25 protein-coding genes are annotated in these 23,494 nt (G+C 59.2%); 15 read left to right on the forward strand and 10 right to left on the reverse strand.

Annotation, left to right across the window (positions count from 1 at the left end):
* Positions 1 to 272 precede the first annotated feature (272 nt).
* Genes DDF70_RS10345 through DDF70_RS10355 form a run of 3 tightly spaced genes read left to right on the forward strand, consistent with a single transcriptional unit; the run spans position 273 to position 3,923 of the window.
* The gene (locus DDF70_RS10345; RefSeq protein ID WP_114944789.1) at positions 273 to 2,084 is read left to right on the forward strand and encodes an ABC transporter ATP-binding protein; all 1,812 of its coding nucleotides are present in this window, start codon (positions 273 to 275) and stop codon (positions 2,082 to 2,084) included.
* A 42-nt stretch (positions 2,085 to 2,126) separates the two neighbouring features.
* Complete coding sequence (locus DDF70_RS10350) at positions 2,127 to 2,624, forward strand: GAF domain-containing protein (protein WP_114944790.1); 498 nt, start codon at positions 2,127 to 2,129, stop codon at positions 2,622 to 2,624.
* A gap of 9 nt (positions 2,625 to 2,633) precedes the next feature.
* On the forward strand, positions 2,634 to 3,923 hold the full coding sequence (locus DDF70_RS10355) for an NAD(P)/FAD-dependent oxidoreductase (protein WP_114944791.1): 1,290 nt from the start codon (positions 2,634 to 2,636) through the stop codon (positions 3,921 to 3,923).
* Positions 3,924 to 4,150: 227 nt separating this feature from the next.
* Here the strand turns inward: DDF70_RS10355 and DDF70_RS10360 are convergent, their stop codons facing one another.
* The 3 genes from DDF70_RS10360 to DDF70_RS10370 all read right to left on the reverse strand — a co-directional run bounded on the left by DDF70_RS10360 (position 4,151) and on the right by DDF70_RS10370 (position 6,846).
* A complete protein-coding gene (locus tag DDF70_RS10360) occupies positions 4,151 to 4,462 on the reverse strand; it encodes a hypothetical protein (RefSeq protein ID WP_114944792.1) in 312 nt (103 codons plus the stop codon).
* A 110-nt stretch (positions 4,463 to 4,572) separates the two neighbouring features.
* Positions 4,573 to 6,015 carry a M10 family metallopeptidase gene (locus DDF70_RS38720; RefSeq protein WP_114944793.1) on the reverse strand — a complete coding sequence of 481 codons (1,443 nt, stop codon included), beginning with the start codon at positions 6,013 to 6,015 and terminating at the stop codon, positions 4,573 to 4,575.
* A gap of 405 nt (positions 6,016 to 6,420) precedes the next feature.
* Positions 6,421 to 6,846: a hypothetical protein gene (locus tag DDF70_RS10370; RefSeq protein ID WP_162820326.1), complete on the reverse strand. Its 426-nt coding sequence runs from the start codon at positions 6,844 to 6,846 to the stop codon at positions 6,421 to 6,423.
* A 213-nt stretch (positions 6,847 to 7,059) separates the two neighbouring features.
* On the opposite strand from DDF70_RS10370, the gene DDF70_RS39185 reads away from it, so the two are divergent.
* From DDF70_RS39185 to DDF70_RS10405, 5 genes are all read left to right on the forward strand, one after another.
* The gene (locus DDF70_RS39185) at positions 7,060 to 8,343 is read left to right on the forward strand and encodes a tyrosine-type recombinase/integrase (protein ID WP_114944795.1); all 1,284 of its coding nucleotides are present in this window, start codon (positions 7,060 to 7,062) and stop codon (positions 8,341 to 8,343) included.
* The gene (locus DDF70_RS10380; protein WP_114944796.1) at positions 8,340 to 8,849 is read left to right on the forward strand and encodes a hypothetical protein; all 510 of its coding nucleotides are present in this window, start codon (positions 8,340 to 8,342) and stop codon (positions 8,847 to 8,849) included. Before DDF70_RS39185 ends, DDF70_RS10380 begins: the two co-directional genes overlap by 4 nt.
* 873 nt (positions 8,850 to 9,722) lie before the next feature.
* Positions 9,723 to 12,344, forward strand: coding sequence for a DUF3987 domain-containing protein (locus DDF70_RS10395; RefSeq protein WP_162820328.1), 2,622 nt, complete (start codon positions 9,723 to 9,725; stop codon positions 12,342 to 12,344).
* Positions 12,345 to 12,582: 238 nt separating this feature from the next.
* Positions 12,583 to 13,176 (forward strand): HGGxSTG domain-containing protein, encoded by a 594-nt coding sequence (locus DDF70_RS10400; RefSeq protein ID WP_114944800.1) that lies wholly within the window; start codon positions 12,583 to 12,585, stop codon positions 13,174 to 13,176.
* Positions 13,173 to 13,484, forward strand: coding sequence for a hypothetical protein (locus DDF70_RS10405; RefSeq protein ID WP_114944801.1), 312 nt, complete (start codon positions 13,173 to 13,175; stop codon positions 13,482 to 13,484). Before DDF70_RS10400 ends, DDF70_RS10405 begins: the two co-directional genes overlap by 4 nt.
* Here DDF70_RS10405 and DDF70_RS10410 read toward each other — a convergent pair.
* From DDF70_RS10410 to DDF70_RS10430, 5 genes are all read right to left on the reverse strand, one after another.
* Positions 13,473 to 13,643, reverse strand: a complete 171-nt coding sequence (locus tag DDF70_RS10410; protein WP_162820329.1) for a hypothetical protein — start codon at positions 13,641 to 13,643, stop codon at positions 13,473 to 13,475. The two genes, DDF70_RS10405 and DDF70_RS10410, sit on opposite strands and share 12 nt — an antisense overlap.
* A 172-nt stretch (positions 13,644 to 13,815) precedes the next feature.
* A complete protein-coding gene (locus DDF70_RS10415) occupies positions 13,816 to 14,175 on the reverse strand; it encodes a hypothetical protein (RefSeq protein ID WP_114944803.1) in 360 nt (119 codons plus the stop codon).
* Positions 14,176 to 14,184: 9 nt separating this feature from the next.
* Positions 14,185 to 14,331, reverse strand: coding sequence for a hypothetical protein (locus DDF70_RS36515; protein WP_162820330.1), 147 nt, complete (start codon positions 14,329 to 14,331; stop codon positions 14,185 to 14,187).
* A gap of 143 nt (positions 14,332 to 14,474) precedes the next feature.
* Positions 14,475 to 14,795, reverse strand: a complete 321-nt coding sequence (locus tag DDF70_RS10420) for a hypothetical protein (RefSeq protein ID WP_114944804.1) — start codon at positions 14,793 to 14,795, stop codon at positions 14,475 to 14,477.
* 528 nt (positions 14,796 to 15,323) lie between these two features.
* Positions 15,324 to 15,608, reverse strand: a complete 285-nt coding sequence (locus DDF70_RS10430) for a hypothetical protein (protein WP_114944806.1) — start codon at positions 15,606 to 15,608, stop codon at positions 15,324 to 15,326.
* A gap of 399 nt (positions 15,609 to 16,007) precedes the next feature.
* Here DDF70_RS10430 and DDF70_RS10435 point away from each other — a divergent pair, with 399 nt between their 5' ends.
* The gene (locus DDF70_RS10435) at positions 16,008 to 16,820 is read left to right on the forward strand and encodes a recombinase family protein (protein ID WP_114944807.1); all 813 of its coding nucleotides are present in this window, start codon (positions 16,008 to 16,010) and stop codon (positions 16,818 to 16,820) included.
* A gap of 12 nt (positions 16,821 to 16,832) precedes the next feature.
* On the opposite strand, the gene DDF70_RS10440 is transcribed toward DDF70_RS10435, so the two are convergent.
* Complete coding sequence (locus tag DDF70_RS10440) at positions 16,833 to 17,471, reverse strand: recombinase family protein (RefSeq protein ID WP_114944808.1); 639 nt, start codon at positions 17,469 to 17,471, stop codon at positions 16,833 to 16,835.
* Between the two features lie 302 nt (positions 17,472 to 17,773).
* Between DDF70_RS10440 and DDF70_RS10445 the strand changes: the two genes are divergently transcribed.
* On the forward strand, positions 17,774 to 18,271 hold the full coding sequence (locus DDF70_RS10445) for a hypothetical protein (protein ID WP_114944809.1): 498 nt from the start codon (positions 17,774 to 17,776) through the stop codon (positions 18,269 to 18,271).
* Between the two features lie 164 nt (positions 18,272 to 18,435).
* On the opposite strand, the gene DDF70_RS10450 is transcribed toward DDF70_RS10445, so the two are convergent.
* Positions 18,436 to 18,663 (reverse strand): hypothetical protein, encoded by a 228-nt coding sequence (locus DDF70_RS10450; protein ID WP_114944810.1) that lies wholly within the window; start codon positions 18,661 to 18,663, stop codon positions 18,436 to 18,438.
* A gap of 159 nt (positions 18,664 to 18,822) precedes the next feature.
* Between DDF70_RS10450 and DDF70_RS10455 the strand changes: the two genes are divergently transcribed.
* The 5 genes from DDF70_RS10455 (at position 18,823) to DDF70_RS38725 (ending at position 23,067) form a co-directional block, all read left to right on the forward strand.
* On the forward strand, positions 18,823 to 19,395 hold the full coding sequence (locus DDF70_RS10455; RefSeq protein ID WP_114944811.1) for a hypothetical protein: 573 nt from the start codon (positions 18,823 to 18,825) through the stop codon (positions 19,393 to 19,395).
* A 420-nt stretch (positions 19,396 to 19,815) separates the two neighbouring features.
* A complete protein-coding gene (locus DDF70_RS10465; RefSeq protein WP_162820331.1) occupies positions 19,816 to 20,358 on the forward strand; it encodes a hypothetical protein in 543 nt (180 codons plus the stop codon).
* Positions 20,359 to 20,610: 252 nt separating this feature from the next.
* Entirely contained in the window at positions 20,611 to 20,994 is a 384-nt protein-coding gene (locus DDF70_RS10470) for a hypothetical protein (protein ID WP_162820332.1), read from the forward strand.
* 1,076 nt (positions 20,995 to 22,070) lie between these two features.
* On the forward strand, positions 22,071 to 22,610 hold the full coding sequence (locus DDF70_RS10480) for a thermonuclease family protein (RefSeq protein WP_245435435.1): 540 nt from the start codon (positions 22,071 to 22,073) through the stop codon (positions 22,608 to 22,610).
* 208 nt (positions 22,611 to 22,818) lie between these two features.
* Entirely contained in the window at positions 22,819 to 23,067 is a 249-nt protein-coding gene (locus DDF70_RS38725; protein WP_281024355.1) for an excalibur calcium-binding domain-containing protein, read from the forward strand.
* The last annotated feature ends 427 nt before the right edge of the window (positions 23,068 to 23,494 follow it).

Here is a 23,494-nt window from a genome sequence, read left to right on the forward strand (position 1 = left end):
GGTTGCCAAGTTGAACGAACTGCCTTACGTTAGGCCTAGGCTTTATTTCTAGAGAGGGAGGACTGCATGGCTTCTATCCGCTTGCTGAACGTTCCTCCCGCGTCCGAACTTTAGGTCGGGCCGTGCGGGGCTCCGAGGCCCGGCAAACCTTATCAAGCTTTCACGATTCATGATCTTCGAGCGATCTCGGGCACCGTAAGCGGGCGCTCCTTCTGTCGCTCATTGACATTCCGGGGAGAGGTGCGCGCTGCGAGCGCCGCCTGTTCGCTTTCATGATCCAGCAGAAGAAGAGCGGGGATGCGACCCGCGATGTCCTGAGATTCACATTCCGGCACTGGCGCGAGGAACCGCGTTACGTGGCGCTGATCGCCGTCACCATGATGGTCTCGACGCTGGCCGACGTGTTCATGCCCGTCTTCGCCGGGCGGCTTGTCGACGCCATCGCGGCAGGTGGCAATGACCGCGATGCGGCACTTCACGCGGCGCTCGTCGCGTTCGCGTTCATGACGGGCCTCGGCCTGCTCATGATCGTCATGCGGCATCTGGCTTTCTACGGCATCGTAGAACTGACGCTGCGCGTGATGGGGCGCGTGGCGCAGGATGCGTTCGCGCGGGTCCAGCGCTTCTCGACCGACTGGCACGCCAATTCCTTCGCCGGCTCCACCGTGCGCAAGATCACGCGCGGCATGTGGGCGCTCGACCTGATGCACGACACGCTTCTGCTGGCGCTGCTGCCCTCGCTTACGGTGCTCGCCGGCTCGATGATCGTGCTGGGCCTGCGCTGGCCGGTGATGGGTGTCGTCATCGGCGTGAGCGCGCTCGCCTACATCGTCATGACGGGGTTCCTGGCGACGCGCTATGTCGCGCCCGCCGCTCGGCTCGCGAATGCATGGGACACGCGCATCGGCGGCACCCTGGCCGATGCCTTGAGCTGCAATCCCGTCGTGAAGGCCTTCGGAGCCGAGACGCGCGAGGACGAGCGCCTCACCTGGGTGCTAGGCAAGTGGCAGAGCCGCACGCGCCGTCTCTGGCAGCGCGGCACCAACAGCGGCACGGTGCAGTTCATCGCGCTGCTCGGCATTCGCGCGGCCATCATCGGTACGGCCATCTGGCTGTGGTGGAACGACCGCGCGACGCCGGGCGATCTCGCCTATGTGCTCACGACCTATTTCGTGATCCACGGCTACCTGCGCGACGTGGGCATGCACATCAACAACCTGCGTCGTTCGGTGAACGACATGGAGGAGCTCGTCGAGATCCATCGGGAGCGCATCGGCGTGCCGGATCGTCCGGATGCGACGCCCATCCGCATCATGCGCGGCGAGGTCGCGTTCGACCGGGTCACGTTCCATTACGCCGGACACGATACGCCGCTCTACCGGGATCTGTCCCTGTCGATCCGTGCGGGCGAACGCGTCGGCCTTGTCGGTCCGTCGGGTTCGGGCAAGACGACCCTCGTCAAGCTGATCCAGCGCCTCTACGACGTGACGGGCGGGAAGATCTTGATCGACGGCCAGAACATCGCTCAAGCCGAGCAGGCGTCCCTGCGCTCGCAGATTGCCATCGTCCAGCAGGAGCCGATCCTGTTCCACCGCACGCTGGCGGAGAACATCGCCTATGGTCGGCCGGGTGCCTCGATGGCGGAGATCGAGCGCGCGGCGCGGCTCGCCAATGCGCACGACTTCATCGTGAACCTGCCCAAGGGCTATTCGACCCTCGTGGGCGAGCGCGGCGTGAAGCTCTCGGGCGGCGAGCGTCAGAGGGTCGCGATCGCACGCGCTTTCCTGGCCGATGCCCCCATCCTGATCCTCGACGAGGCGACCTCCGCCCTCGATTCGGAATCGGAGGTTCTGATCCAGCAGGCGATGGAGCGGCTCATGGTGGGGCGCACTTCCATCGTGATCGCACACCGCCTGTCCACCGTGCGCGCCCTCGACCGAATCCTCGTCTTCGACAAAGGGCGGATGGTGGAGGAGGGGGATCACCTCACGCTCTATCGCAAGGGCGGCCTCTATCGCCGCCTCTGCGATCATCAGGGGCTGGACCTCGCCAGGGCGCCCCGGTCCGACATGGCCGCCGAATAGGGCATCTGGACAAGATCCTTCTGGAATCTTAAGGAAAATCCCATGTTTGAAGTCAAAGACATCCCCCTCTCCGACAACAAGCGGGACTTCTATGCCTCGCTCGCCCAGCAACTCACCGGACTTCTGGAGGGCGAGCCGGATGCGATCGCCAATGCGGCCAACATGTCGGCACTGATCTACCAGTTCCTGCCGGATCTGAACTGGGCCGGATTCTATTTCATGCGCGGGCCGGAACTCGTTCTCGGTCCCTTCCAGGGCAAGACGGCCTGCGTGCGCATCGCGGTCGGGCGCGGCGTGTGCGGCACGGCTGTGGAGCGTCAGGAATCCATCGTGGTGCCGGACGTCCATGCGTTCCCGGGCCACATCGCCTGCGACAGCGCCTCCCGGTCCGAACTCGTCGTGCCGCTCGTCAAGGACGGCCAGGTGCTGGGCGTGCTCGATCTCGACAGTCCGCACCCGAACCGGTTCGACGAGGACGACCGCAAAGGCTGCGAGACCCTCGTGCAGATCTATCTCGCGGCGTCCGAGCTGTCGCTTTAGCCAGCACCCATGCAGCCTGCCTATATCGACACCTACTACAGCCGCACCGCTGCCACTTCGGAACGCCATCCGCCGGCGGTGGGGCGCATCGAGGCGGATGTCTGCATCATCGGCGGCGGGCTCGCCGGTCTGACGGCGGCGTTGAAGCTGGCGCGCAGCGGGCGCAGGGTCGTGCTGCTCGAAGCCCAGCGCGTGGCCTGGGGCGCCTCCGGCCGCAACGGGGGCTTCGTCGCCGCCGGCTATGCCACGGGCCTCGCCGCCATCGAACGCCGTGTCGGGCCCGATCAGGCGCGGGAGCTGTTCCGCCTCTCCATGGAAGGCGCGGAGATCGTGCGCCGCAATATCGAGGAGCTCGGGATCGATGACGCTCACCCGATCCCCGGCATTGCGAAGGCACTGCGCTACGATTCGCGCGGTGCTCTCGAGCTCGCAAGCGAGCGCCAGCAGCGTGAATTCGGGCTGCAGCTCCGCCACTTGCCACGAAATGAGGTGAGAGAGCTTTTCGTCTCGTCCAAGTATCACGAAGCGATCCTCGACGAGGGTGCCTTTCACTTCCACCCACTGAATTATGCGCGAGCGCTGGCCCGCGAGGCGTCACGGCTGGGCGCGGCGATCCATGAGCATTCGCCGGTGGTGAATGTGGATCTCGACGGCGTCCGCAAGATCGTCCGCACGAAGGGAGCCGAAATCACAGCCGAGCATGTGGTGTTCGCAACGGGTGGCTATACCGGTGGCGTGCTGCCTGCGCTGAAACGGGCCTTCCTGCCGATTGCCACCTATGTTCTGCTGACCGAGCAGGCGCCGGAACTGGTGCAGGGCGCCATCCGGACCCGGGCGGCCATCCTCGATGATCGGCGGGCAGGGGATTATTACCGGCTCGTCGACGGCGGAAGCCGTATCCTCTGGGGCGGGCGCATCACCACGCGCACGACCGATCCACGTGACATCGCGGCCCTTCTCCGGCGCGAGATGGTAGCCACTTATCCGCAGCTGTCGGGCTTGAAGGTAGAGATCGCCTGGTCGGGCCTCATGTCCTATGCCAGGCACCTGATGCCGCAGATCGGCCAGCGTAAGCCGGGAGTCTGGTACTGCACGGCCTTCGGCGGTCACGGCATGAACACCACCGCCATCGGAGGTGCCGTCATCGCCGAAGGAATCGCGGGCGAGAGCGACCGCTATCGCCTCTTTGCACCCTTCGATCTGGCATGGAACGGCGGCATCTTCGGCCGTGCTGCGGTTCAGCTCACCTATTGGAGCTATCAGGCGGCCGATGCGGTCAAGGAATTCAGGGCCCGCTGAACCCGGTCATTGATACGCGGTTACATCTTCGCGGCGGATGCGACGATCCAAAGGCAGCTGACGCTGAACGCGAGGGCGACCAGGTTCAGGAGATAGGCTAAGGCATCGTTGGCCGGGTGGCGTTTTCCCGTTTCTTCCATCGCGCTTCCTTTCAAGTCGGAAGGTCTTGCGATTGGGATAATGCCTAAGCTCGCTTTCTGTCCAGATGGTTAACACATAATTTTCGATCAGCCGCCGATCAGGCCGTGGATCGTGCCGAGGCGCCGGCTCTCGCAGGAGCAGTCGTTCCCGCTGGAAAGAGGCTCCGCGATCCAGCACACGCCCTTCGGTGTCACACAGGTAGCGCCCTGGCGGGTGCCAGCCCGGGTGCGCTCGTAGGCGCGCAGGCGATGCTCACGGAAATAGGTGCGCTCGTTCGTGTGGAAGGGCGCAGCCAGATCCGTCTCGGGTAGTGGTTTCTCGCTGTCGGCCGCGAGAGCAACGCCCGGAACGGCCAATCCGGCAAACAGGGCGAGGCAGGCGGCGACGGTTGTTTTCACTCACGGCTCCCAAGATCGAATCTGTTCAGCGGATGGCTCCGCCACTCCTCGCATCATCGCGGGCCGGAAGGCAACCGGGCTCCGCGAGGGAGCCGGTCACAAAAACCTGATCACAAATAGAAGTCGCTCTTCGCCAATGTGGAGAGGCCGGCGACCTTCAGCTTGAAATCGACGATCGTATCGCCGTTTACATCAGCCGACAGAATGCCGTCGGCAAAGCGCAGCTCTCCGGCAGCGCCGTGGAACCCGGACTTTCCGATGAAGGTGAAGGCCTGATTGCCCGCAGCTTTCGTGCTGGCATCGATGCTGCGCAGATCGATCTTGTCCGATCCGCGACGGAAATCCTGGATCGTATCGAACGACGACCCACGGGAATCATTCAGGCTCTGAAAGATGAACGCGTCCGCTCCGCTTCCACCGAAGAGCACATCCTTGCCGGCCTGCCCATAAAGCTTGTCGTTTCCGGCGCCGCCCTCGAGCCTGTCGTTGCCGCTCCCCCCGAACAGAGCGTCGTTGCCGTTCAAACCATAGAGCTTGTCGTTGCCGCCGTTGCCGCGAAGCGTGTTGCCGGTGTCGTTGCCTCTGATCACGTCGGCCGCGGAGCCGCCGGATGCGTTCTCGATGAGGGAGAGCGGGTTGTCTTGATAGAGTAGGGCATTGGCAATGTTGCCGACGGCGAGCTTGGAGCCGTCATAGCTCAATTTGGCCCGTTGCTCCTGAGACGTGACCGTCCAGGCACCCGGCTGCAGGTTGATCGTGAGCGAGGTGGCGTAGTTGGTAAAGCTGTAGGTGTCGACGCCGCCGCCATCCCACACCGTCAGCAGAATCTTATTGCCGCCGGGCGCGCCCTGGCCGACGCCGTTGACGAACATCTCGCCTGTCGTAGCGCTCCAGGTATAGGTCGTGTTGCCGCTGTTGGTGGCGTAGTTCGCGCCGTACATGTGCTGCACGGCCGCGATGTCGTACATCATCAGCGACTGCGCGTAGCCCCAAGTCTCATTGGTGTAGCCCGTGCTGGTTGAGGCGCCCTCATAGGAGCGGTAGCTCATCACGGTGTATTCCATGGTGTCGCGATCGAGCGGCATCCCGTTCTCGTGGGAGTGCTCGAGCCCGAGGGCGTGCCCGATCTCATGCACGATGGTGAAATAGGCATAGTTGCCCTTCATCGGGCTCGCATAGCTGAGACTGGAATTGTTGACCCAGACGTCTCCGCCTGTCGCGTTCGTGCTCGGAAAGTAAGCCCATGCCGTATTGGGCAGGTCCGATTGCGCAAAACGCAGATCCGCCGATGGGATGCTCGCTCCGCCCAACTCCGTGAAGGTCAGATTGCTGACGGCGGAGTAGAGATTCAGCGCCGAGCGCGCGATGGCCTGCTGCGTCCCGTTGAACGCGCCAAACCCCTTCGCCGCCTCGCCGTCTCCATAGGATGCGCCGTAGGAAGCGGCTGTCGTGGGAAAGCTGTAGGTCAGGTTGCTCGGCACCCACTTAATGGAGCCGAGAACGGCATCGATATAGATGTTTCCCGTAGAGGAATATGTCTCGACAGCAGGCATGGTTCTTCAATCGAATAAGGATGTTAATGCCGTAAGGTTCGTGCGAGCTATCGCCTGCAAACAGCAAGCAGCTTTGTGCCCAGAGAGTAAAATCCGTCGCTTTCTAAAAGCTTAAACTTACAAGTTTATCGCGCCATTGCTCTATTTGTTACAATAAAACGATCAGCTTTGGTAGGTGCAGAATACGAAGGACGTTTTTACTTGAGTTGAACTCGCGAGCTCTCGCGCAAGAGCCTCTAAATGATTTGCGATAGGACTAAAAGGGCATCTGCCCGGAATTTAGCGCCGCCCGACAACATGCCGCACGGGCTCGTCCCGTGGGCTCCGCGCCAAACGATGCGCTCATCAAAGAATGGGGCGTCGGTTTGGATCCCAGAAGTGTAAGTCCACTTCGGATCCGATGCGCTAAGAAGGGCGGCGCTCGCCTCGTGCGGGTGGCGTTAGCGGGAGGTCCGACTTGAAATGAAGCTGCGGCTTGCGAGGCGGGGCTGCACTTGCGGCGCCTTTCCCGTTCACTCTTTTTCCGCGTGACGCAATGGCTTCCTGAGCCAGGAGGCGAATGTCTTCAAGGCGCCATTCCTCGCTCAGCCAAGTTCTGCCGATCACTTTCAGGATTTTCTCGAGCGCCGCATATGGATCTGCGATCTCGGGCGCGCTGGCCACGTTCTTCATGATGTCCCCCATATGCCGAAGGTTTTCCCCCGGTCCTTTTGGCTGGAACATCTGCCGTGTGACGCAGATGTTCCACGGCACCAAGTATTGCAAAGCTGCAGCCTTAAAGAAACTGCACTTTCGGAGAGGTTTTGATGCGGCGAAAATGCGCCCGTGCATTGCCGGGACGCTTGGCCCGGAGCGGGATTGGAACCGCTGTGTCTCGGGCTTTGGCTGGTGCTGCCAGAGAGGATCGAACTCTCGACCTCTCCCTTACCAAAGGCGTTTAGGCAGGATTACAGGGGTGTACAGAGGGTTCTGGGTAGACCGTTAGGCCACTGTAAAATAAAGAAAAGTAGGATCTAGCAGGGTTATGTGGGGTTAGGTTAAGGTATGGAAATTGCGCCGCCCTGGTGCTGCCCACGCCATTCGCCTGCCGAGATCGCACCCTTGACCAAAACCAAGCTCACTGACGCCATTGTCTCCCGCGCAACGCTGCCCGAAGGAAAAAACGAAGTCGTTCTCTGGGACAAAGAGGTCACTGGCTTCGGCCTAAGGATCCGGCCTGGAGGGCGCACATGGATCGTGTCTTACCGGCCAGCGGGGCAGGGACGCTCCGCCAATATGAAGCGGCTCAAGCTTGGGGTGCCAAGCGTCATGAACGCGACCGAGGCCCGCAACCGAGCCCGAGCTGAACTCGGCAAGGTGGCTGGCGGAGGCGACCCCGCAGCGGAGCGGACTGAGCAGAGGCGCCGCGATAAGTCGAGAATCGGCGATCTCCTAGACCGCTACGAGAAGGATCTTGAGCGCCGAGGTTATGTAAACCGTCGGGTCGTCATGGCTGGACTGCGGACCCGGCTCAAAGGCTCCTTAGCCGGGGACATCCGAGACCTATCCGGCGCGGATCTGGCTTCCATCATCGAGAAACTTGAGCGGGCGGGCCAGGAAGGCGCCGCCGAAGACTTCCGTTCTCGCTGCCGAGCCTTCCTTTCGTGGTGTGTCGTCAAGGCAAAGGTGATCAATGCCAACCCTCTTGCCGGCTTCAGGAAGGAGCGGGCTACCCGAGCCGATAAGATCGCCAAGACCCAGCATGGCCGAGCTCTGACCGATGACGAGATCATAAAGGTGTGGAACGCGGCCACGCCTAGTACAGTATTTGGCCGGCTCGTTCGCTTCTATATCCTGACTGGGTGCAGGCGAGGGGAGGGTGCAGGCCTGACTTGGGCTATGGTTGATCGATCGGCTGCGCAAATCGACCTGCCGCCGCAGTTCGTGAAGCAGGGTCGGGGACACATTGTTCCAATCGCGCCAGCTTTGGAGGATCTGCTCGACGCCTGCCTTATCGATGGACGGTCCGATCTGGTGTTTGCATCCCCCCGAACCGGCGGACGAGTCAGCGGCTGGACCCAATTGGTGAAAGCTTTGAACCGGGCCAGCGGTGTCGATTTTGACCTTCATGACCTGCGCCGGACGTTTCGAACCGGTCTATCCAGGCTCGGCGTAGACACAGAGACAGCAGAACTCGCTCTCGGGCACGCCCGATCGGATCTTGAGGCGATCTATAACCGGGACTTGGCGACAGACGCCCTGTGGGATGCGTTCGATAAATGGGCCGGTCATGTGACAAGGATAACACGCGAGCAGTCGCTTGAGACGGCAGGAGGCGTGTTCGCATGAGTGGTGAACATCATCAGCGCTCGTCACTCGGCGATTTACTACAGCCGAATTCCGAGCTAAGCGCCCGGAAGGTTCTGGCGGAAGGGCATGAGGCGCCCGAGCCCGACAAACTGATCGCTATGCTCGCGCGTCGGTACGAAGCTACGGTCGAACAGCTATCGACAGAACTGAAGGGCACTTCTGTGCTTGCCCGGATTGCAAGAGATTTGTTGAACTTGCCGGAGCCTGGGGAGCGACGCGGCCGCCCACCTAAGACAGACGAAAGTTGGGCTGAATTCGTATTGATCGAGACCCTCCGCCACCATGGACTTTCTGCCAACAAGGCCATCGACAAAGTCGCTGAGCTTACTGTCGCGAGTGACGAAGACGAGACGGCGACTGCGCGAATAAAGAAGCGTTATCAGAGGAGTTCGAGAAAGTGGGGCGCGGCCTCTGTTCCGAAAACCATCTCAGAAATGTTCGGACCCACCCCTGAGAGTAAGGGTGAGGACAAAAAGAAAGTTTAATTCTGTCCATATGCTACGGAAGTTTTCGCGGGTTCACTGTCTGACATCCGATAGACATCAGACAGACAGTGACAGACATGGACACTCAAGCGACCTCTTCGAAGCTCAATCGCCTTCGCACCCGTCGAATTCTCCCAGTTCCAGACTTGGATAGGCTGCCCGACAACGCAGTGATCACGCGTAAGCAGCTCGCGGCGCTATCCGGCTTCTCCGAACAAGCGCTTAAGAAGTGGGCGCGCGAAGGTCGCGGCCCCAGAGTCACGATCGTCGAGGGTTATCCACGCTATCGCGCAGGAGACACTCGGGCTTGGCTGCTCGGCGAGGCGGCATAATGAGTAAGCGGGCTATTCTCGCGAAACCCGGGCCGCTTTCTGGCAGCTTTGAAACGTCTCTTTGGCAGGTTCCTGACTTCTCGGCCGGCGACGCTCAGTTCCTGGACCCCGATCCAGCGAGGCGTGTGCAACTCCGGCCGGTTCTCAGACACGAGCAGCGCCCGGGGCGCTTCTTCGGACCTTCCGACATGATGCTGGTCTGCAAAGGGCTCGGACCGAAGGAGCTCCGCAGCTTTGTTCGGATGAGGCCGGGTTGCCGAGCCAATACGCCTCGAAACGTCGGCTTGGCCATCCAGCAACTTTCGAAGCTCGACGCGAGCTTAGGAGCGGCATTTCGCCGAGGCCTCGCCGCCCAGTATCCATTCGCCGAAACTGAGCAAGCCAATCGCTGAAAAGAAAAAGGCCGGGCGCTCTGCATAGCGACCCGGCCGGAAAGTCTTCAATGAACTTCTCAAATCCTATGCGTTCCAACGCGAATGCGCAACTAAATGTAGTACCTTCGCAGCTTGTCGACCCTATTAGGACCGGTGACTTACAGAATATGAAAGCCGGGCTCGGCTCTGCCTTATCAAAGGCCGAAGCGAACCGGTTTCAGTTCTATCGGAGCCTTGGCTACCTGTCTTTGCTGCCTGTCCTCCCGCCAGGTGTTGAACTCTGGCCCAACTGCCAAGCCGCTAAGAAACTCGAACGCGGGCTGGATAGCCGCGGCAAGAGCCCCGGAGTTCTCCGGGATGGCCGATGGACCGGCCTCAGAGAGTGGCAGACGCAGACCGCGACCGAGGAAGACCTGATATCCTGGGCCGCCATGAAGGCCAGCGTTGGTCTCCGCCTCGACGGCCTTATTGCTATCGACATTGACGCCACCGATGAGCAGGCCGCCGATATCGCGGAGCGTATCGCGCTGAAGCACTTCGGACGTTCGCCGCTGCGCGTCGGATTATGGCCTAAGCGCGTGTTGCTCTACGCCCTCGGCGGCGAGCTCGGTTCGCAGGCTGTCGTGTTCAAGGGGCCAAGCGGAGCCAACGAAAAGATAGAGATCCTCTGCGGACCAAAGCAAATTGTCATTGACGGCCTCCACCAAAAAACCGGGCGGCCCTACGAGTGGCGCCGGTCGCTGCCTCCGAAGACGGAGCTGACGAAGGTGACGCCGGGGCAGCTAACGGCCTTCATGAACGAAATGGTTGGCCTGTTGCCGGCCGCCTCGAAGGCCGCGGGCAGTTCTTCCGTCGACCGCGCGAAGGTCGACCAGGAAAGCCTTAAGGGCGATCCTGAACTTGTGCGCAAGGCCGTGATGGCTCTGCCCAACGCGCCGGAGCTGTTCCCCACCTACGACGACATGGTGAGGGTTGGGCAGGCCATCCATGCCGCAACCATCGACGACCCCGACCTTGGCGAAGAGCTTTGGCACGAGTGGTACGGCAAATGGCCGGACTACACGCCGGAGATGGCCGATCACTACTGGCGCACGTTCTACGCGCCGCATTCAGTAGGCGCCGGATTTCTGTACAAACTCGCCGATCAGCACTCAGGCGGCGTCTTCAATCGGGCCGAGCAGTGGTGGCAGGAGCCGGTCGAATATGACCCGCTGTTCCCTGAGGAGGGTATTGACAATGTCAATGCCACTGTGTTGTGGCCTGAGCCTGTCGATATCTTCGGCGACAGCGATCCTGCAGAGCTCGCAGAGCCGCCGGCAAATTCCCTTCCTGACATCATCGACCGCTGGTCCAGTACTGAAGCCAGGCGCAAGGGAGTGCCCCGTTCCTTTGCCGCGGTCGCGGCGATTACGGTTGTAGGGGCAGCCATCGGGAGCTCATTGAGAATCTGGCCGCGCCTGCATGATGACGGCTGGACAGAGCCGGCTGCGCTCTGGGCCGCGCTGATTGCCGATCCGGGAAGCGCCAAGTCGCCAACGATCAGCGCCGCAGTCGAGCCGCTGCGCCGGCTGGATGATGAGCGATGGATGGTCGACAACGCGCGGCATCAGGCCTGGCATGCAGCCCAAAAGAAGAAAGGGAAGGACGCACGCGATCTAGGGCCAGAGCCGAAGGTTCGCCGGAGCGTCGTTGATGACGTGACGATGGAGCGGCAGGTTAGGATCCATGCCGACAATCCACGCGGAATCCTGCGAGCCCCTGACGAGCTCGTAGGGCTCTTCGCAGCAATGGGAGCATACAAGAAGGGCGCCGACGGAGATCGAAGCCAGCTCCTCCGGATGTTCGACGGTGGCGGGATCATGGTCGACCGGGTTGGGGCCGGATCTATCAGAGCTGATCGGGCGCTCATGGGGATCGTTGCGGGTACTCAACCGGATAAGATCATGGGTCTCACGCGCGATCTTGGAAGCGACGGAATGCTTCAGCGCTTCCTGTTCGTCATGGATGATGGAGTAGACCGCCGCGGCATCGATGAGGCGCCAGATCATGGCGCCCTCAGCGACTACGCGAGCGCTGTGCGGGGGCTCGCAACGGCCGAGTATGGCTTAGCGGATCCTATCCGCCTCAGCGCCGCAGCGCACAGGGTTATGCACGAGGCCGGTGAAGCCATATCGAAGCTTCGGCACGTGCCAGGCGCATCGGGAGCATGGAAGGGCCATGTCGAGAAGTGGGGCAAGTTCCTTCCCCGCCTCACACTGATCTTTCATGCGCTCGATCAGTGGAGCCTCTTTGGCGGGGTCGTGCCAACCTTGGAAGTTGACGAAAGCACCGCAAGGAAGGCGGTGAGCTTCGCGCGCTTCGTGTTGCGCCACAGCCTGACGTTTTACGAGCGGTGCTTCGGGGCGAGCGCCACGGCCGATGAAGCGCGCGGAGTTGCGGGCTACCTACTGGTCACTCCCGAACTGAAGGAGCTGAAGCGCCGTGACATCTATCAGGCCCGCGGCAGCCTTAAAGGGCCAGAGAAGGGCAGGGCACTGCAAGATGCGATGTACGAGCTAGAGGTGGCCGGTTGGGTTGACGTGCTTGAGCGAGACGCCAAGGGCCCGAGTGTGTGGCGGGTCAATCCTCGCATCCATACGCGCTTCGAGGAGCGCTGCGCACGTGAGCGCATCGAGCGCAAGCGCAAACAGGAGTCTCTTATTCAGTCCGGGCAAGCGCGAAAGGCTCTGATGGCTGAGGACAATTTGTCTGGAGAGTCCGGCTCGGCGTCTTCAGGGGGTAAGGCATGACCATGGCCTGCTTGGATTTTGGGGTAAATGGGGCTTGCGTGCGCAGAGGTATATTACCTTTCGATCTCTCTCTCTTAATTCTACCTCCCTTATCCCCTTTTCCGTCTGTTTCTCGCTGTCTATGTGCGCGCAAGCCCCACTTACCCCAGCAAGGGAGCGAACGGGCCGTCTCACAGGATGAAGGTAGAGCGGGCCCAAGCGCGATACCTCATAGCCGCTTGGCTGGGATGGTGCTCCGATGAGCACAGGCCGGAGGAACACGCACCAGGCAGGCTGGCAGCGGTCGACGCAGTTCCGGACTATCGCACGAGCGGCTATCAAGGCTTGGAATGCCAAACGTCCAAACCTGCCGAAGTGCGGAGCGACCGCCAAGGGCACCGGCGAGCCCTGTAAGCAGCTGGCAATGGAAAATGGCCGCTGCGCTTGGCATGGAGGCAAGAGTCCACGCGGGAAGCGCTATGGCCTTCCTCAATGGCCGTCGAAGTCCAGCCCGAACGCCGTCGAGAAGATGAGCCGCAAGCTCCGGGACCGCGAGCGCCAAGCCCGCGAGAGGGCCAAGCGCCTGGCGGCCATGACGCCGAAGGAGCGCCAGCGCTACGAGGAGCACAGGCAGACCCACAAACCCGGTCCACCCGGCCCACGAGCCGCGGACCGCGCCAGGCGCAAACAGAACAAGGACACGCAAAACCTATTCGCCACGGCCGAGAACCAGCCTGCCGCTGAGAGCCAGTTCCTGGCCGCGGCGATAGACGAGCTCAAGCGAAAGCTAGAGCGGCTCCAGCGACCTGCTGCGGCCGATCCTGTAACCGACCAAGGAGATATTTTCGGATGAGTAGCCAACCCAAAAAGACCCCCTCTGAAGCCGCGGCCGAAGCACGTCGTAAAGCTCGTCTAGCTGCGGGTGAGGCTGTGGAGGCCTTAAGGCAAGTATTTCTTAACCCTGACGCACCAGCTCCTGCGAGAGCGACAGCGGCAACGACCGTGGTGCGCATTGCTGGCCTATTCGAGAAAGATGAGAACGGTGATAGAAAACAGCCCCACGAGATGTCAGCGGAGGAACTCCAGACCGCTATTGACCGTCTGAAGCGTGAGGCAAGCGGGGACATCGATGAGGAAGGCGAGAACGGCCTATTTGATTGAACCGGCGGCTACCGCTTTCAGTCTCCGCTTTATCCACATCTTGCGGGCGAGCCTGTAGCCTTCCTCATTGATCATACGATGGTACTGCGGCGTGCCGGGTTCAGGATCCGGCTCACGCTTTGTGGCCGCCAGCTTCCTGCTCTCGATGTAGGTCAACAAATCAGTCTCATCGATCAGCACAGGCCGACCAGTGATGTATGGGAACCTTTCAAGCTCTACCAAACTGAAAAGCGGCCACTGGCCTGTTATAATCTAGTACCGGCTTCGAAAATCGGCCATCAGTTGGAGTGCCTCCACAGTTTAGGCTCTTCAGTGAAGAGACGCAGTTCCTTCAGCAAAGAAGCGTGATGCCTGCTCGTGCGTAGTCGGCTGCCGGATCCTTACGGGACCGATGGCTTAACCTGGCATTTTCCTCTTTGAGAATCCAAGCCACCCTTGCTGTCCTCAGAACCTCCGCGATTGACTCTAGATCTGGCGTCGTAATTTTGATCAAGCCGGCAACGATGTTGCTAACAGGAGTATAGTGCTCCCAGTGAAATATCTCGCGATTTGGATCGCTCATTCGACTTTTCTGATCATTCCAGCGGAACTGCCGTAAATCAGGGAGGCCCATTTGAATGGCTCGATCTTGAGCGGCGGCAGAAACCATGGGAATTACGAAGTTCTCAAGGTCACGAGCCACCCAGCGCATGACTGTCCGCTAGTGGGCGCGAAGTGGTTCAGGACATTCTGCCTGATGATACTGCTGAAGCATTTTAAGGATTGGCCGGACGAGCCAACCCGCTGCTTCGCTAATGTGAAGGATATCTCTTTCATTCCTCAAGCGGAAATCAGCAATCTTGTTCATGAGAACCTCCGAACCGTTGAGAGCGACAGGTGCAAAGGGTGCCTGCCGCTCCGCGTTGTACGTAAAAATTCACCTACTCTCGTGGGGTTGCCGGAGAGCACGGAGCACACTCTCTCGATGCTAGTGCCACAAGGGGGTGAGAATCACAGCTGGTTAGAGTGCTGTTGATAGGCCCAATGCAGTTCCCAGAAGTCAGCGTAGAGATCGTGCAGGCCATCGTCTCGGACGCTATCCTTGAAGTTCGGGTAGTCGATTTCGTTGATCCGTCGCGTCACCAACTCGGCAAACTCTTGCTTGCTCACAAGAACACGGCAGGCATAGTCACGGCTCGGTATCTCCATGATCTCAGCGGCTGGGAAGAGTCGTTGCAGGTGCTCCTTCTTTCTTGCTCGGACACAAAGGCGGCTCGGGTCATCCCGATGCTGAACGGCAGAAACAAAAGCATCATTGTAGCAGATCCACATGCTTGGTATTCCTTTCTACTCGTTGGATTTGTCTCAAGGGTTGAACGAATCTCAAGCTTCATGTGAAAGCGTCGGATCGATAGCGCCGCTGGTCCAAGCCATCGTGTGATTTGCTCCACGCCACTTCTGGTTTCGGCCTTCCTTTCGGGCTTCGAATACAAACACGAAGCCATCCTCAATCGCGTTGCCCTCCCGCTTCATGGGTCGGACCTCGACAATTCGCCCTCCCATCTCAGAGGGCTTTGGCTTTGCTGGATGTAGATAGATCCAGCCTCCAACGAGTGCGTCGGCGTCTTTCTTTGAGATCGTCCAGCAGGACGAATGATAGATGGTAGGACGGAGTGGATCGCGGGTGAGACCGTTTAGACGGTTGTCCCCGTCACGCCGGCAAATCAAATGAATGCATTTCATAGTTTCCCCCGGTGAAAATGTATGAAGTTTGAGAAGCGCAGATGAGGATGGGTTCTGCAAAGGCACTGCCGCGTCTAGCGCAGCCTCACGTCGGCTGGGAGCCAATGAGGCCGCAGATCAGCCTTTTCTCCACTCTGTTTCGATAAACCCAGCCGCCTGGCGCGATCCTCGTGCGGTCATCCGGACAAAAACGGCGATGTTGTAGCGCGTGTACCAGATAAGAGCCGGGATCATGGCGAACGTACCAAGCAGCCAATAAAGGACCCAGATGTCAGGAGGGGTGGGCCAGCCAGGGGCTCCAACCAGACAGAACAAGCCCGAAAAGGCCCAAAGCCCGAAGATGGTCAGGTACGTGACCTTGCGGGATATGAGAAACCAAAGGAACCAGAGCACAGTTCCCATTCATCTTCCTTTCGCAATAAGGTGTCGCATAATCTGCCTAGTGTGGTTAATGATCGCCAATCGTGCTGATCAGGAGAAGTCCGGTATTAATCATCTCTGCTACTCATGATCACGAGGTCGCCGGGCTCCCAAGTGAACCGCCTGCGACGATCCTCATAGCTATTTGAGGTGGTGGCTTGTTCACGATCAGCGACATTTCTGTGTAGATCGCTGACGGGAGGCGTGTCGGCGAGGGGCGCTTTTGTAGAGGCTGGTGTATGATCGTGATCGAAAGGAAGTGGTAGCTTCGGCATCTGGGAACCTCCGTTTAAGATGGCGCGAACGTAACCCACTTTCTGTCGACTGGCACCGAGCTCCTGGAATTGTCCCGGCCGGGGCTGCTCATGGAAGGACGGCCTCGTGAGGGAAAAGTATGTAGGCTTCTACTGGACCTTTCCTATTCAATGGGCCGGATTCACGCATCTCTCGTCAGATGCGGAAGAGGCCGAGAAGCAAAGCAAGACAATTCGGTATCAACGGAAGAGAATTATGGATTGGGTCTCCAAGGAAGATGGAGATCTGATTAAGGAGTTCACCTTTCTTGAAACGCGCAATGATCGGGGCACGGAATACGTCCGAGAGGTCCTCGACAAGGCAATCCAGACCTGCATCGATAACGAAGCGACGCTCGTTTACATCGAGTTCCGGAAGGCTCGTGGTCCAGGGCATCCGCGGCGACATCAGTATATTGCCAACCGGTTTGATGGATTCAGCTATCGAGATGGTAGGCCGATTAGAACGATCGACTTAACACCTGACCCGGTTGATATAGATGGCCAACCCTTCAATCCTGTCGAACATTTTAGGCATCACAAGGATCTCAATTTGCATGAGAGATCTGTCATTTACCGAACGGCTGCCAGCAGCTTACGGGAAATAATGACCAATCTCCCTGACGTTTCAGGGCGCTACGCACATATCGCCACTACCCTCAATGAACTTGGGATAAAAACGCCGAACGCCAAGCAGTGGACTGCGGCCAACGTTAAAAAGACAATTCAACGGCTGAGTAAGATCGACCGGCTGATAGAAAAAGCTGCCAAAGTTCCTGAAAGTCCTAACAGGTGTAAGACCATCGCGCGGCTCCTCGAAGAGGAAGGCGTTAGACATTATAGCGGACAACCTTGGACTGAGGAGCGGGTCGAAAAAGCTCTCGCTGAGAGCTTGGATTAGGATAGTTCGGTCTCACATCGAGATAGGGGCTGCGGCCGCAGGATCCAACCGTTTGGCAATCCTCGCGATGGTGGCGCGGCTGCATCCCGTAGCGGCCTGGATCTGCGACCACGAAGAACCTGCCTTGAGCATCGCAGCAATGCCAGCATTGCGAGCTGTGTCCTCTTTCCGGCCCTTGTAGAGCCCTTCGGCCTTTGCCCGCGCCTGGCCCTGCTCCTGACGGCGACGGCGGTCCTCGTAGTCCTTGCGGGCCACGGCAGCCAGCATGTCGAGCATCATCCCGTTGATGGCGTCGAACATGCGGGCCGTGAAGTCATCGGCCTTGGTGTTTGCCATCATCCACGAGGTGGGGAGATCCAGCGCCACGACACGAAGGTGACGGGCAGTCAGCTCTGCCTTCAGCTTCTCCCAATCAGCCGCGGTAAGGCGCGACAGGCGGTCGACCTGTTCAATGAGGAGGATGTCACCAGGGCGTGCGTCCGAAAGGAGCCGGAAGAGCTCAGGCCGGGCCAGCTTCGCGCCGCTCTCGTTCTCCACGTAGTAGGACGCAATGTGCAGGCCGTGCTCAGCAGCGAAAGCTTCGAGTTGCTGCCGGGCACGAGTGGCGTCCTGCTCATTGGTGGAAGCACGAAGGTAAGCCCGGACGAACATCTCAAATCACCATCAGTTCAGTTAGGATGGTCCACACGATGATGGTTCATTTAGAATAGTCAATCGGTATTTTATAAACCAGTTCAGAGATGGTGTCCGTGAGGCGTATCCAAACTGAACCGGGTATTCGCCAAACTTAGCCTGAAATCGCCGAGTTAGAGCTTGCTGTTCAGGACGTTGTAGGTTAAACGAAAACTACGCGAACTACGCGAACTACGCGAACTACGTGAACTACGCGAACTAGGCGAACTAGGCGAACTACACGAATTTGGCGTACTTCATGTTTGACGTGGAGAAATTCAGTGACAGCTACTCTCGCCTCATCCGCAGATGAAGTCCTAAAGAACATCGAGCATTTTTCCCGTCTCGCCCACGATATCGACGGGCAACGTCTGAGCTCTGCTCGGGCTTGGTATGCTACGAAGGTGAACGGTGAGTGGAAGTTCGGGCCGTCAAAGTTCATTGGATATTCCGGCCTCGATGCCGATTCCTACCAGCGGCGGGGAATGAAAAAGGAGGACTTTCCACTTGATGGAAGGACTACTGAAGGCCTCCTCCAGCAGTGGTTTACCGAAGTTGAGGAGGGGACAGAACTCGCTGAGGAACTCCGCCGCAAACTGAATGAATTTCTGGCCGGCTTCGGGAAGAAGCCGAGCATTGCAGCACGCATCTCAGTTTCAAAGGACTATCTCCGAGGTGACGCATCGGCCGGTGATGATGAATTGGTGAAGGCGCTCGCTGTGATCTACCGCCGCCTTTCCGCCGCGGACCGCCAGCAATTCAAGCAACTGATATCTTGAATTGCTCGATGTTGGGGATGGGCTAGTCATGTGGTGACTACATTGCTGGCCTGGCTCGATCGGGAGCCGGGTCCACCCCCTGGCACGGTCCGGCGCGCGACCCGGAGACGTCGCCACACGTCTCTCCAAATTTTCGCCAGTGCCGAACTTTTGACCCTTAGGTCTCACCGGTCATTGGCGGCCGCAAAGCCCCAATAGACCACAACGTCCGGGTCCGGAAGCCGATCGAGCCGCGCCACATAGGCCTCCTCGTCCTCACCGGGCTCTTGAGGGTACTTCCCGATCTTGAGCAGATATTTCAGCGCGACCTCATCGGAGCACCGATACTGACGGGCGAACTCCCCCACCAAACCCATCGTCTGATCGTCGATACGCTGAAAGCGTTCAATCATGTTCTGCCGCTCCTGCCGCGGATGGAGGGACGCTGCCGAGTATCCCGCCTCGGGAGGGAAGTGGGAAGCGCACCGACCCTTCCGAGATGTGCGAATTGGAGCCCTACTAGCCTATATTTTTTCGCACACTGAGAACGCCAAACCTCACCATACCGATTAGTGAGGGACCCAGGCGCAGCCGATCTGGCCGAACTATTTCTGGACTACGCTGACGAAGATTTCTCGCCCGATTCGCCCTCATGGGAAGAGATCGATTTCGGCTACACTATCGAATCCATCCTCGGCCTTCTCAACCAGGCAGCACGGGGCGAACACCTGGCGTGGGCCCTCTCGAGCGCAATGTACTCGGTGATGTTGCGCTCTGGGCGGCGCAACAGTCCAAGGCCGAGCGACCGTCAACGGGACCGTCTGCTGGTTGCCATCATCTCGGCCTGCCTGACAGCAGATAGAATTCTCCCGCCGCTCTGCCGACGCTCCCTGATTTTCACAGGCATGGAAGCCCTCGCGAGCATCGTCGCCTATTGGGCTGCCGAGGACGAGCAGTGGGCCACTTGGCCGCGGGACGCCTACAGCGACATGCACGCCCGCGCCCGAATCCTCTGGAACGTCCTCCACAACATCAGCTTGGCGGAAGAGATCGAGGAGCGGGCCGAGAAACGCCGTTCAAGCGTAATCGCCGGCCTGTTCCACGGCCCCACTACAAACCCAGAAGCGGTGACGAATGATGTCTGACGTCGTGGTAAGCATTGTGGATTCCGCAGACCACAACCTGCTCCGGATTATCGAGCTCCTGGATCGGGCCCGCCGTGGCGATGAAACGCCGTGGGCGTTGTCCATGGCTATGCCATCGATCGAGCGCAGCGCATCCGCGGATAAGCGGGCCTCGATCAGCAACGCACAGAAGCAGCAGCTCATGGACGCGGTGCCGGCCGCGATTATTGAGGCGGCGCACTGGCTGCCGTCGACAGTCCCGGCGGCACTGAGAATGGAGCAACGATTGGCCCCAACGGTGGTCCCTTCCACACCGCTGGCGCCCTCATTCGGGATGTCTGGTTCGAGCAGAACGGCAACCATACAAACGCCTACCCGAACTCCGACAAGATGGGGCACCTAATCAGTGCGGGTGGGTTCCTGCGAGTCGATACCTGCATCATGACCAATCCGACTGGTGGGCGGCATGTTCGGGTGACTGGCGGACGATACCATCTCAGCGACATATCGATGGAAGGCGCTCTCACCAATCAGTTCCTTTATGTCGACGAAGGAACGGTGCCGAGTGCCACCCTGATCGGCCGCAACTACGTCGACAACTGCTTCAACAACGGGACGACGCTCACAGCGAGCAATGCCACGACCGATCCGGCCAAGACCATCTGGAACTTGGGCCGGCTTGTGCAGGAAGGGTCAGTCGTTACGGACGCGAATGGTGCAGCTGCGATCGCCTTCCCGATGGCTCTTTCGAAGCGCGTCCGTTCGGGTGTCCTGTCAGGTCACTACCAACGACAGCACCACAACTCTCTACGGCACCGAGGTCTATGGCGTCACAGCGAATGGGGCTTTGGTCAGGGCCAAGAAGGTCACAGGTGGCTCTGTAACCCCTGCTGCAGGGTTCACCATCACTTGGATCGCGGCAGGCTCCTGACGCAATTCGCGATGACGCTCGCCTGCGGCATGTGGTGTTCGAGTCCGCGGTGACGCTTCGGCACTCTGCAGAAAACCTGTCCATCGACCCGAGAAGGCCTCGAGTCCCCTAGATCGCAAACTCGTCTGCATTGCTCCCGCGCCCAACAGATGGCATCAGCACCAGATGAGCATTAGAGGGTCGAAACACCGATGAGTTCTAGGGATTATATCGTAGACGAGCTCCCCGACACCGAAGAAATCACTGTATGGCAGGGTCCACCTCCGGATATCTGCCCAGAATTGGGGAAGTCTGGTGAATTCCGGATGACGATGTACCGTGGAATCGGTCAAAAGCAGAATCATGCATTGTTCGTATCCGACCCAGGAGATTACGGCCGTGGCGAGTACTGGACAGATTGGCCGCAAGCTGCCGAGATCTACGCTAAAGTAGGTGGGCAGGTCATGGTCAGGGAAATTCGCTTGAAGAATGCTCTGCATCTTCCCGTCGAGGAGGTGCTCAGCCTTGCCAGGGACGTATATCACACCACGGTTGTAGAAAGCGGCTCAGCAGCGCGGCTCAAAGGCTCGACCCAGCTTACCGCAGATATGGTGGCAAAAGGCTACGACGGGATTGTTGTCTGCGGCTACGAGACGCCAGGAGAATGGTCAGCCTGTCTTTTTGATCCGCAGAACTCCCGAGATCCTTGATTGGATCAAACGCCACCAGAGCAGGTTCTGTCACTTGGTTCTGCTTTAGAACAAACGTGAGGATCTCCTGATTGGCCGCAGCCAATGACGTGCGGCCAATCAGGATAGTGCCGTTCTCTCATCCTAGGCGCCTCGACGCGACGCTGGCGCTCGTCGCCATTTGATGATGGCGCGACAGGATACGTTTACTTACCGCATCGGGAGCGCCATGACCCTTCTCAAAACCTCCCGAACAGCCACATCCATACCTTTCGAAGCGTGCGACCCAGCCATTTAGAATCGTCCAGTTCCTGGATACCTTTACCAACGTTATCCCACCCGCGCACAATCACGTACAATGAGCCTAGCAATGTTACGTAGGTAGCGTATCGCTCCAAGTCGCCGTTGATTGTTTGGGGATTGAAGTACAATCCAGTAGAAGCGAGTGTAGCCCCGTATGTGCCGAGTATTATCTCTAGAGCCGCGAAAAGAAGGCGAAGTCGCTGCCTCACGAAAAAAAGCGCAGATCCTACGATAAGCAAGCATAGCATCACACCGCTGACATCGAACGTATCCTTAGACCAATGCAACCACCCTCTCAGAGCATCATCTGCCCTTGGTAAGATTGTATTGGGTGGGAAAGCAGTGAAGAAAAGCAGCGGAACCAAAGTCGCGACCGCAACAAAGATCAGGGCCCGGACGGTATTCAGTATGAGCTTCAGCAGGGGACCCCCGAGTGACCGTTCCTCGCTCACAACTTCAGCTTCCACAATATTACCTCTAACGTGAATCTCGCTGGCTCGCTCTAGTGTCAGAGGCTGCACATCTCAAGCGTTGGACGACGGCATAGTAAACGATGCCCGCTGTAGTTGGCTGTTTTCATCAATGTGCCGATTGAGGTGGGGAGCGAGGTGAGGCAGACCATCTGCACCGCCTGAGCTCTCCCTATGGGAGAAACCAATAGGGTCAGGCTGCAGGCACTTAACGGAGACTTCGGAACGCCACGTTCCGGCTAGGGGGCTGGAGCAATTTGCAGCCCCGATCGCTCCAGCCATACCTCAAAGATAAGGGGCGCACTTGCGGACCCTCAACTGGTCATGCAGTTTCCCGACATCATGAAGTCCCTTGTCTTTCTCGCCCTTGCGTTCCCCCTGTTCGTTTCTCCAGCAGCAGCTGCTCCTGCAATCTCAGGCCAAGCCGATGTCGTCGATGGCGATACCCTGGCTATCTGCGGCCGGCCGGAGCGCATCCGCCTCTACGGGGTCGATACCCCTGAAGGTCAGCAGATCTGCGAGGACGCCGGAGGCAAGCGATATCTCTGCGGCTCCAGCGCCGCAGACGCTCTCGCGGCCATGATCGGCCGAAACGGTCGCGTGACATGCCAGGAGGAGGATCGAGATCAGTATGGCCGGATCGTCGCGGTGTGTCAGGCGAACGGCCGTGAGATCAATGCCGAGTTGGTCAGGCAGGGTTGGGCTCTGGAGTACAAACGATACTCTGATGGCCGCTACTCTGCCGCCGAAACCGAAGCCAGAAAAGCGAAGCGGGGCCTATGGGCTGGCAGGTTTGTTGAACCTTGGGATTGGCGCAAGGGGAAGCGGCTAGACACTGAAGCGTCGACGGGTACCGATTGGTAGCTTCCCATCAAAGGCAACATCTCAGGTTCGGGCAAGATTGATCACCTCCTGAGTCGCCAGAGCTATGTCGGGACGGTAATCGATGAAGCCGGCGGCGAACGCTGGCTCTGTACAGAGGACGAAGCAAGGGCGGCCGGATGGCGTGCTCCTCGAGGCTAGGGGGCCTACGATGAAGCGGGGGTTGATCGCGGCTGTTGCCGCAATGATGATGGTTGGACAGGCAGGAGCGGCGGGCAGTCTATCCGACCACTCGTCCAAGCCGAGCGTTGAGCGAGTGAAGGATTTTATCGTTGCTCAGCGCCAGATCTGCAAGGCTGCCAGCAGTTGCCAAGAGGCAGTCGAGATGTGGTGCGGCGGCTACAGCCGAGCCGATGCTGATGGCGATGGAATCCCCTGCGAGAATGTCTGCCGCTCCAGATCTCAGGACGACGCAATCAAGCAGCGTATTGGGTGCTGAGTTGCGCCGTCAGAGTTATTTGCTTTGGCGCTCTCCCGGCTGGCTTGTCATCATCCGCCACTCCTGCCCCGTCACTCTGCATTCTGCAGAGATCGAGACATCATGTTCTTGAACATTTTGACTTTTTGAGCGGAGACAGGGTCAAGCGTGGAGGTAACATAGACTTTCCTGCCGATCGCGCATGTTGACTGGGTGATCCCTTGCAAGGAACCATCTGGTGCCTTTGGGATATCCCTGGATCTCTGCAACGCAATGCGCGAGGCTAAACTAGCCTCGGCGGTGGCAAGGTCGATGCTATCTCGTGAATCTTGCAGAGCTTCGGCCGTAGCGGTGGCATGATAGGTCTCTTCAACCTTCACAACCCCTAAAGCGAAAGGCGGGCAAGGGGCGGCTTGTGCGCCAGTCGCAACGACACAAGGTAATATGC

Origin of the sequence: Microvirga calopogonii, assembly GCF_003347665.1 — a bacterium.
GTDB classification, from domain to species: Bacteria; Pseudomonadota; Alphaproteobacteria; order Rhizobiales; family Beijerinckiaceae; genus Microvirga; species Microvirga calopogonii.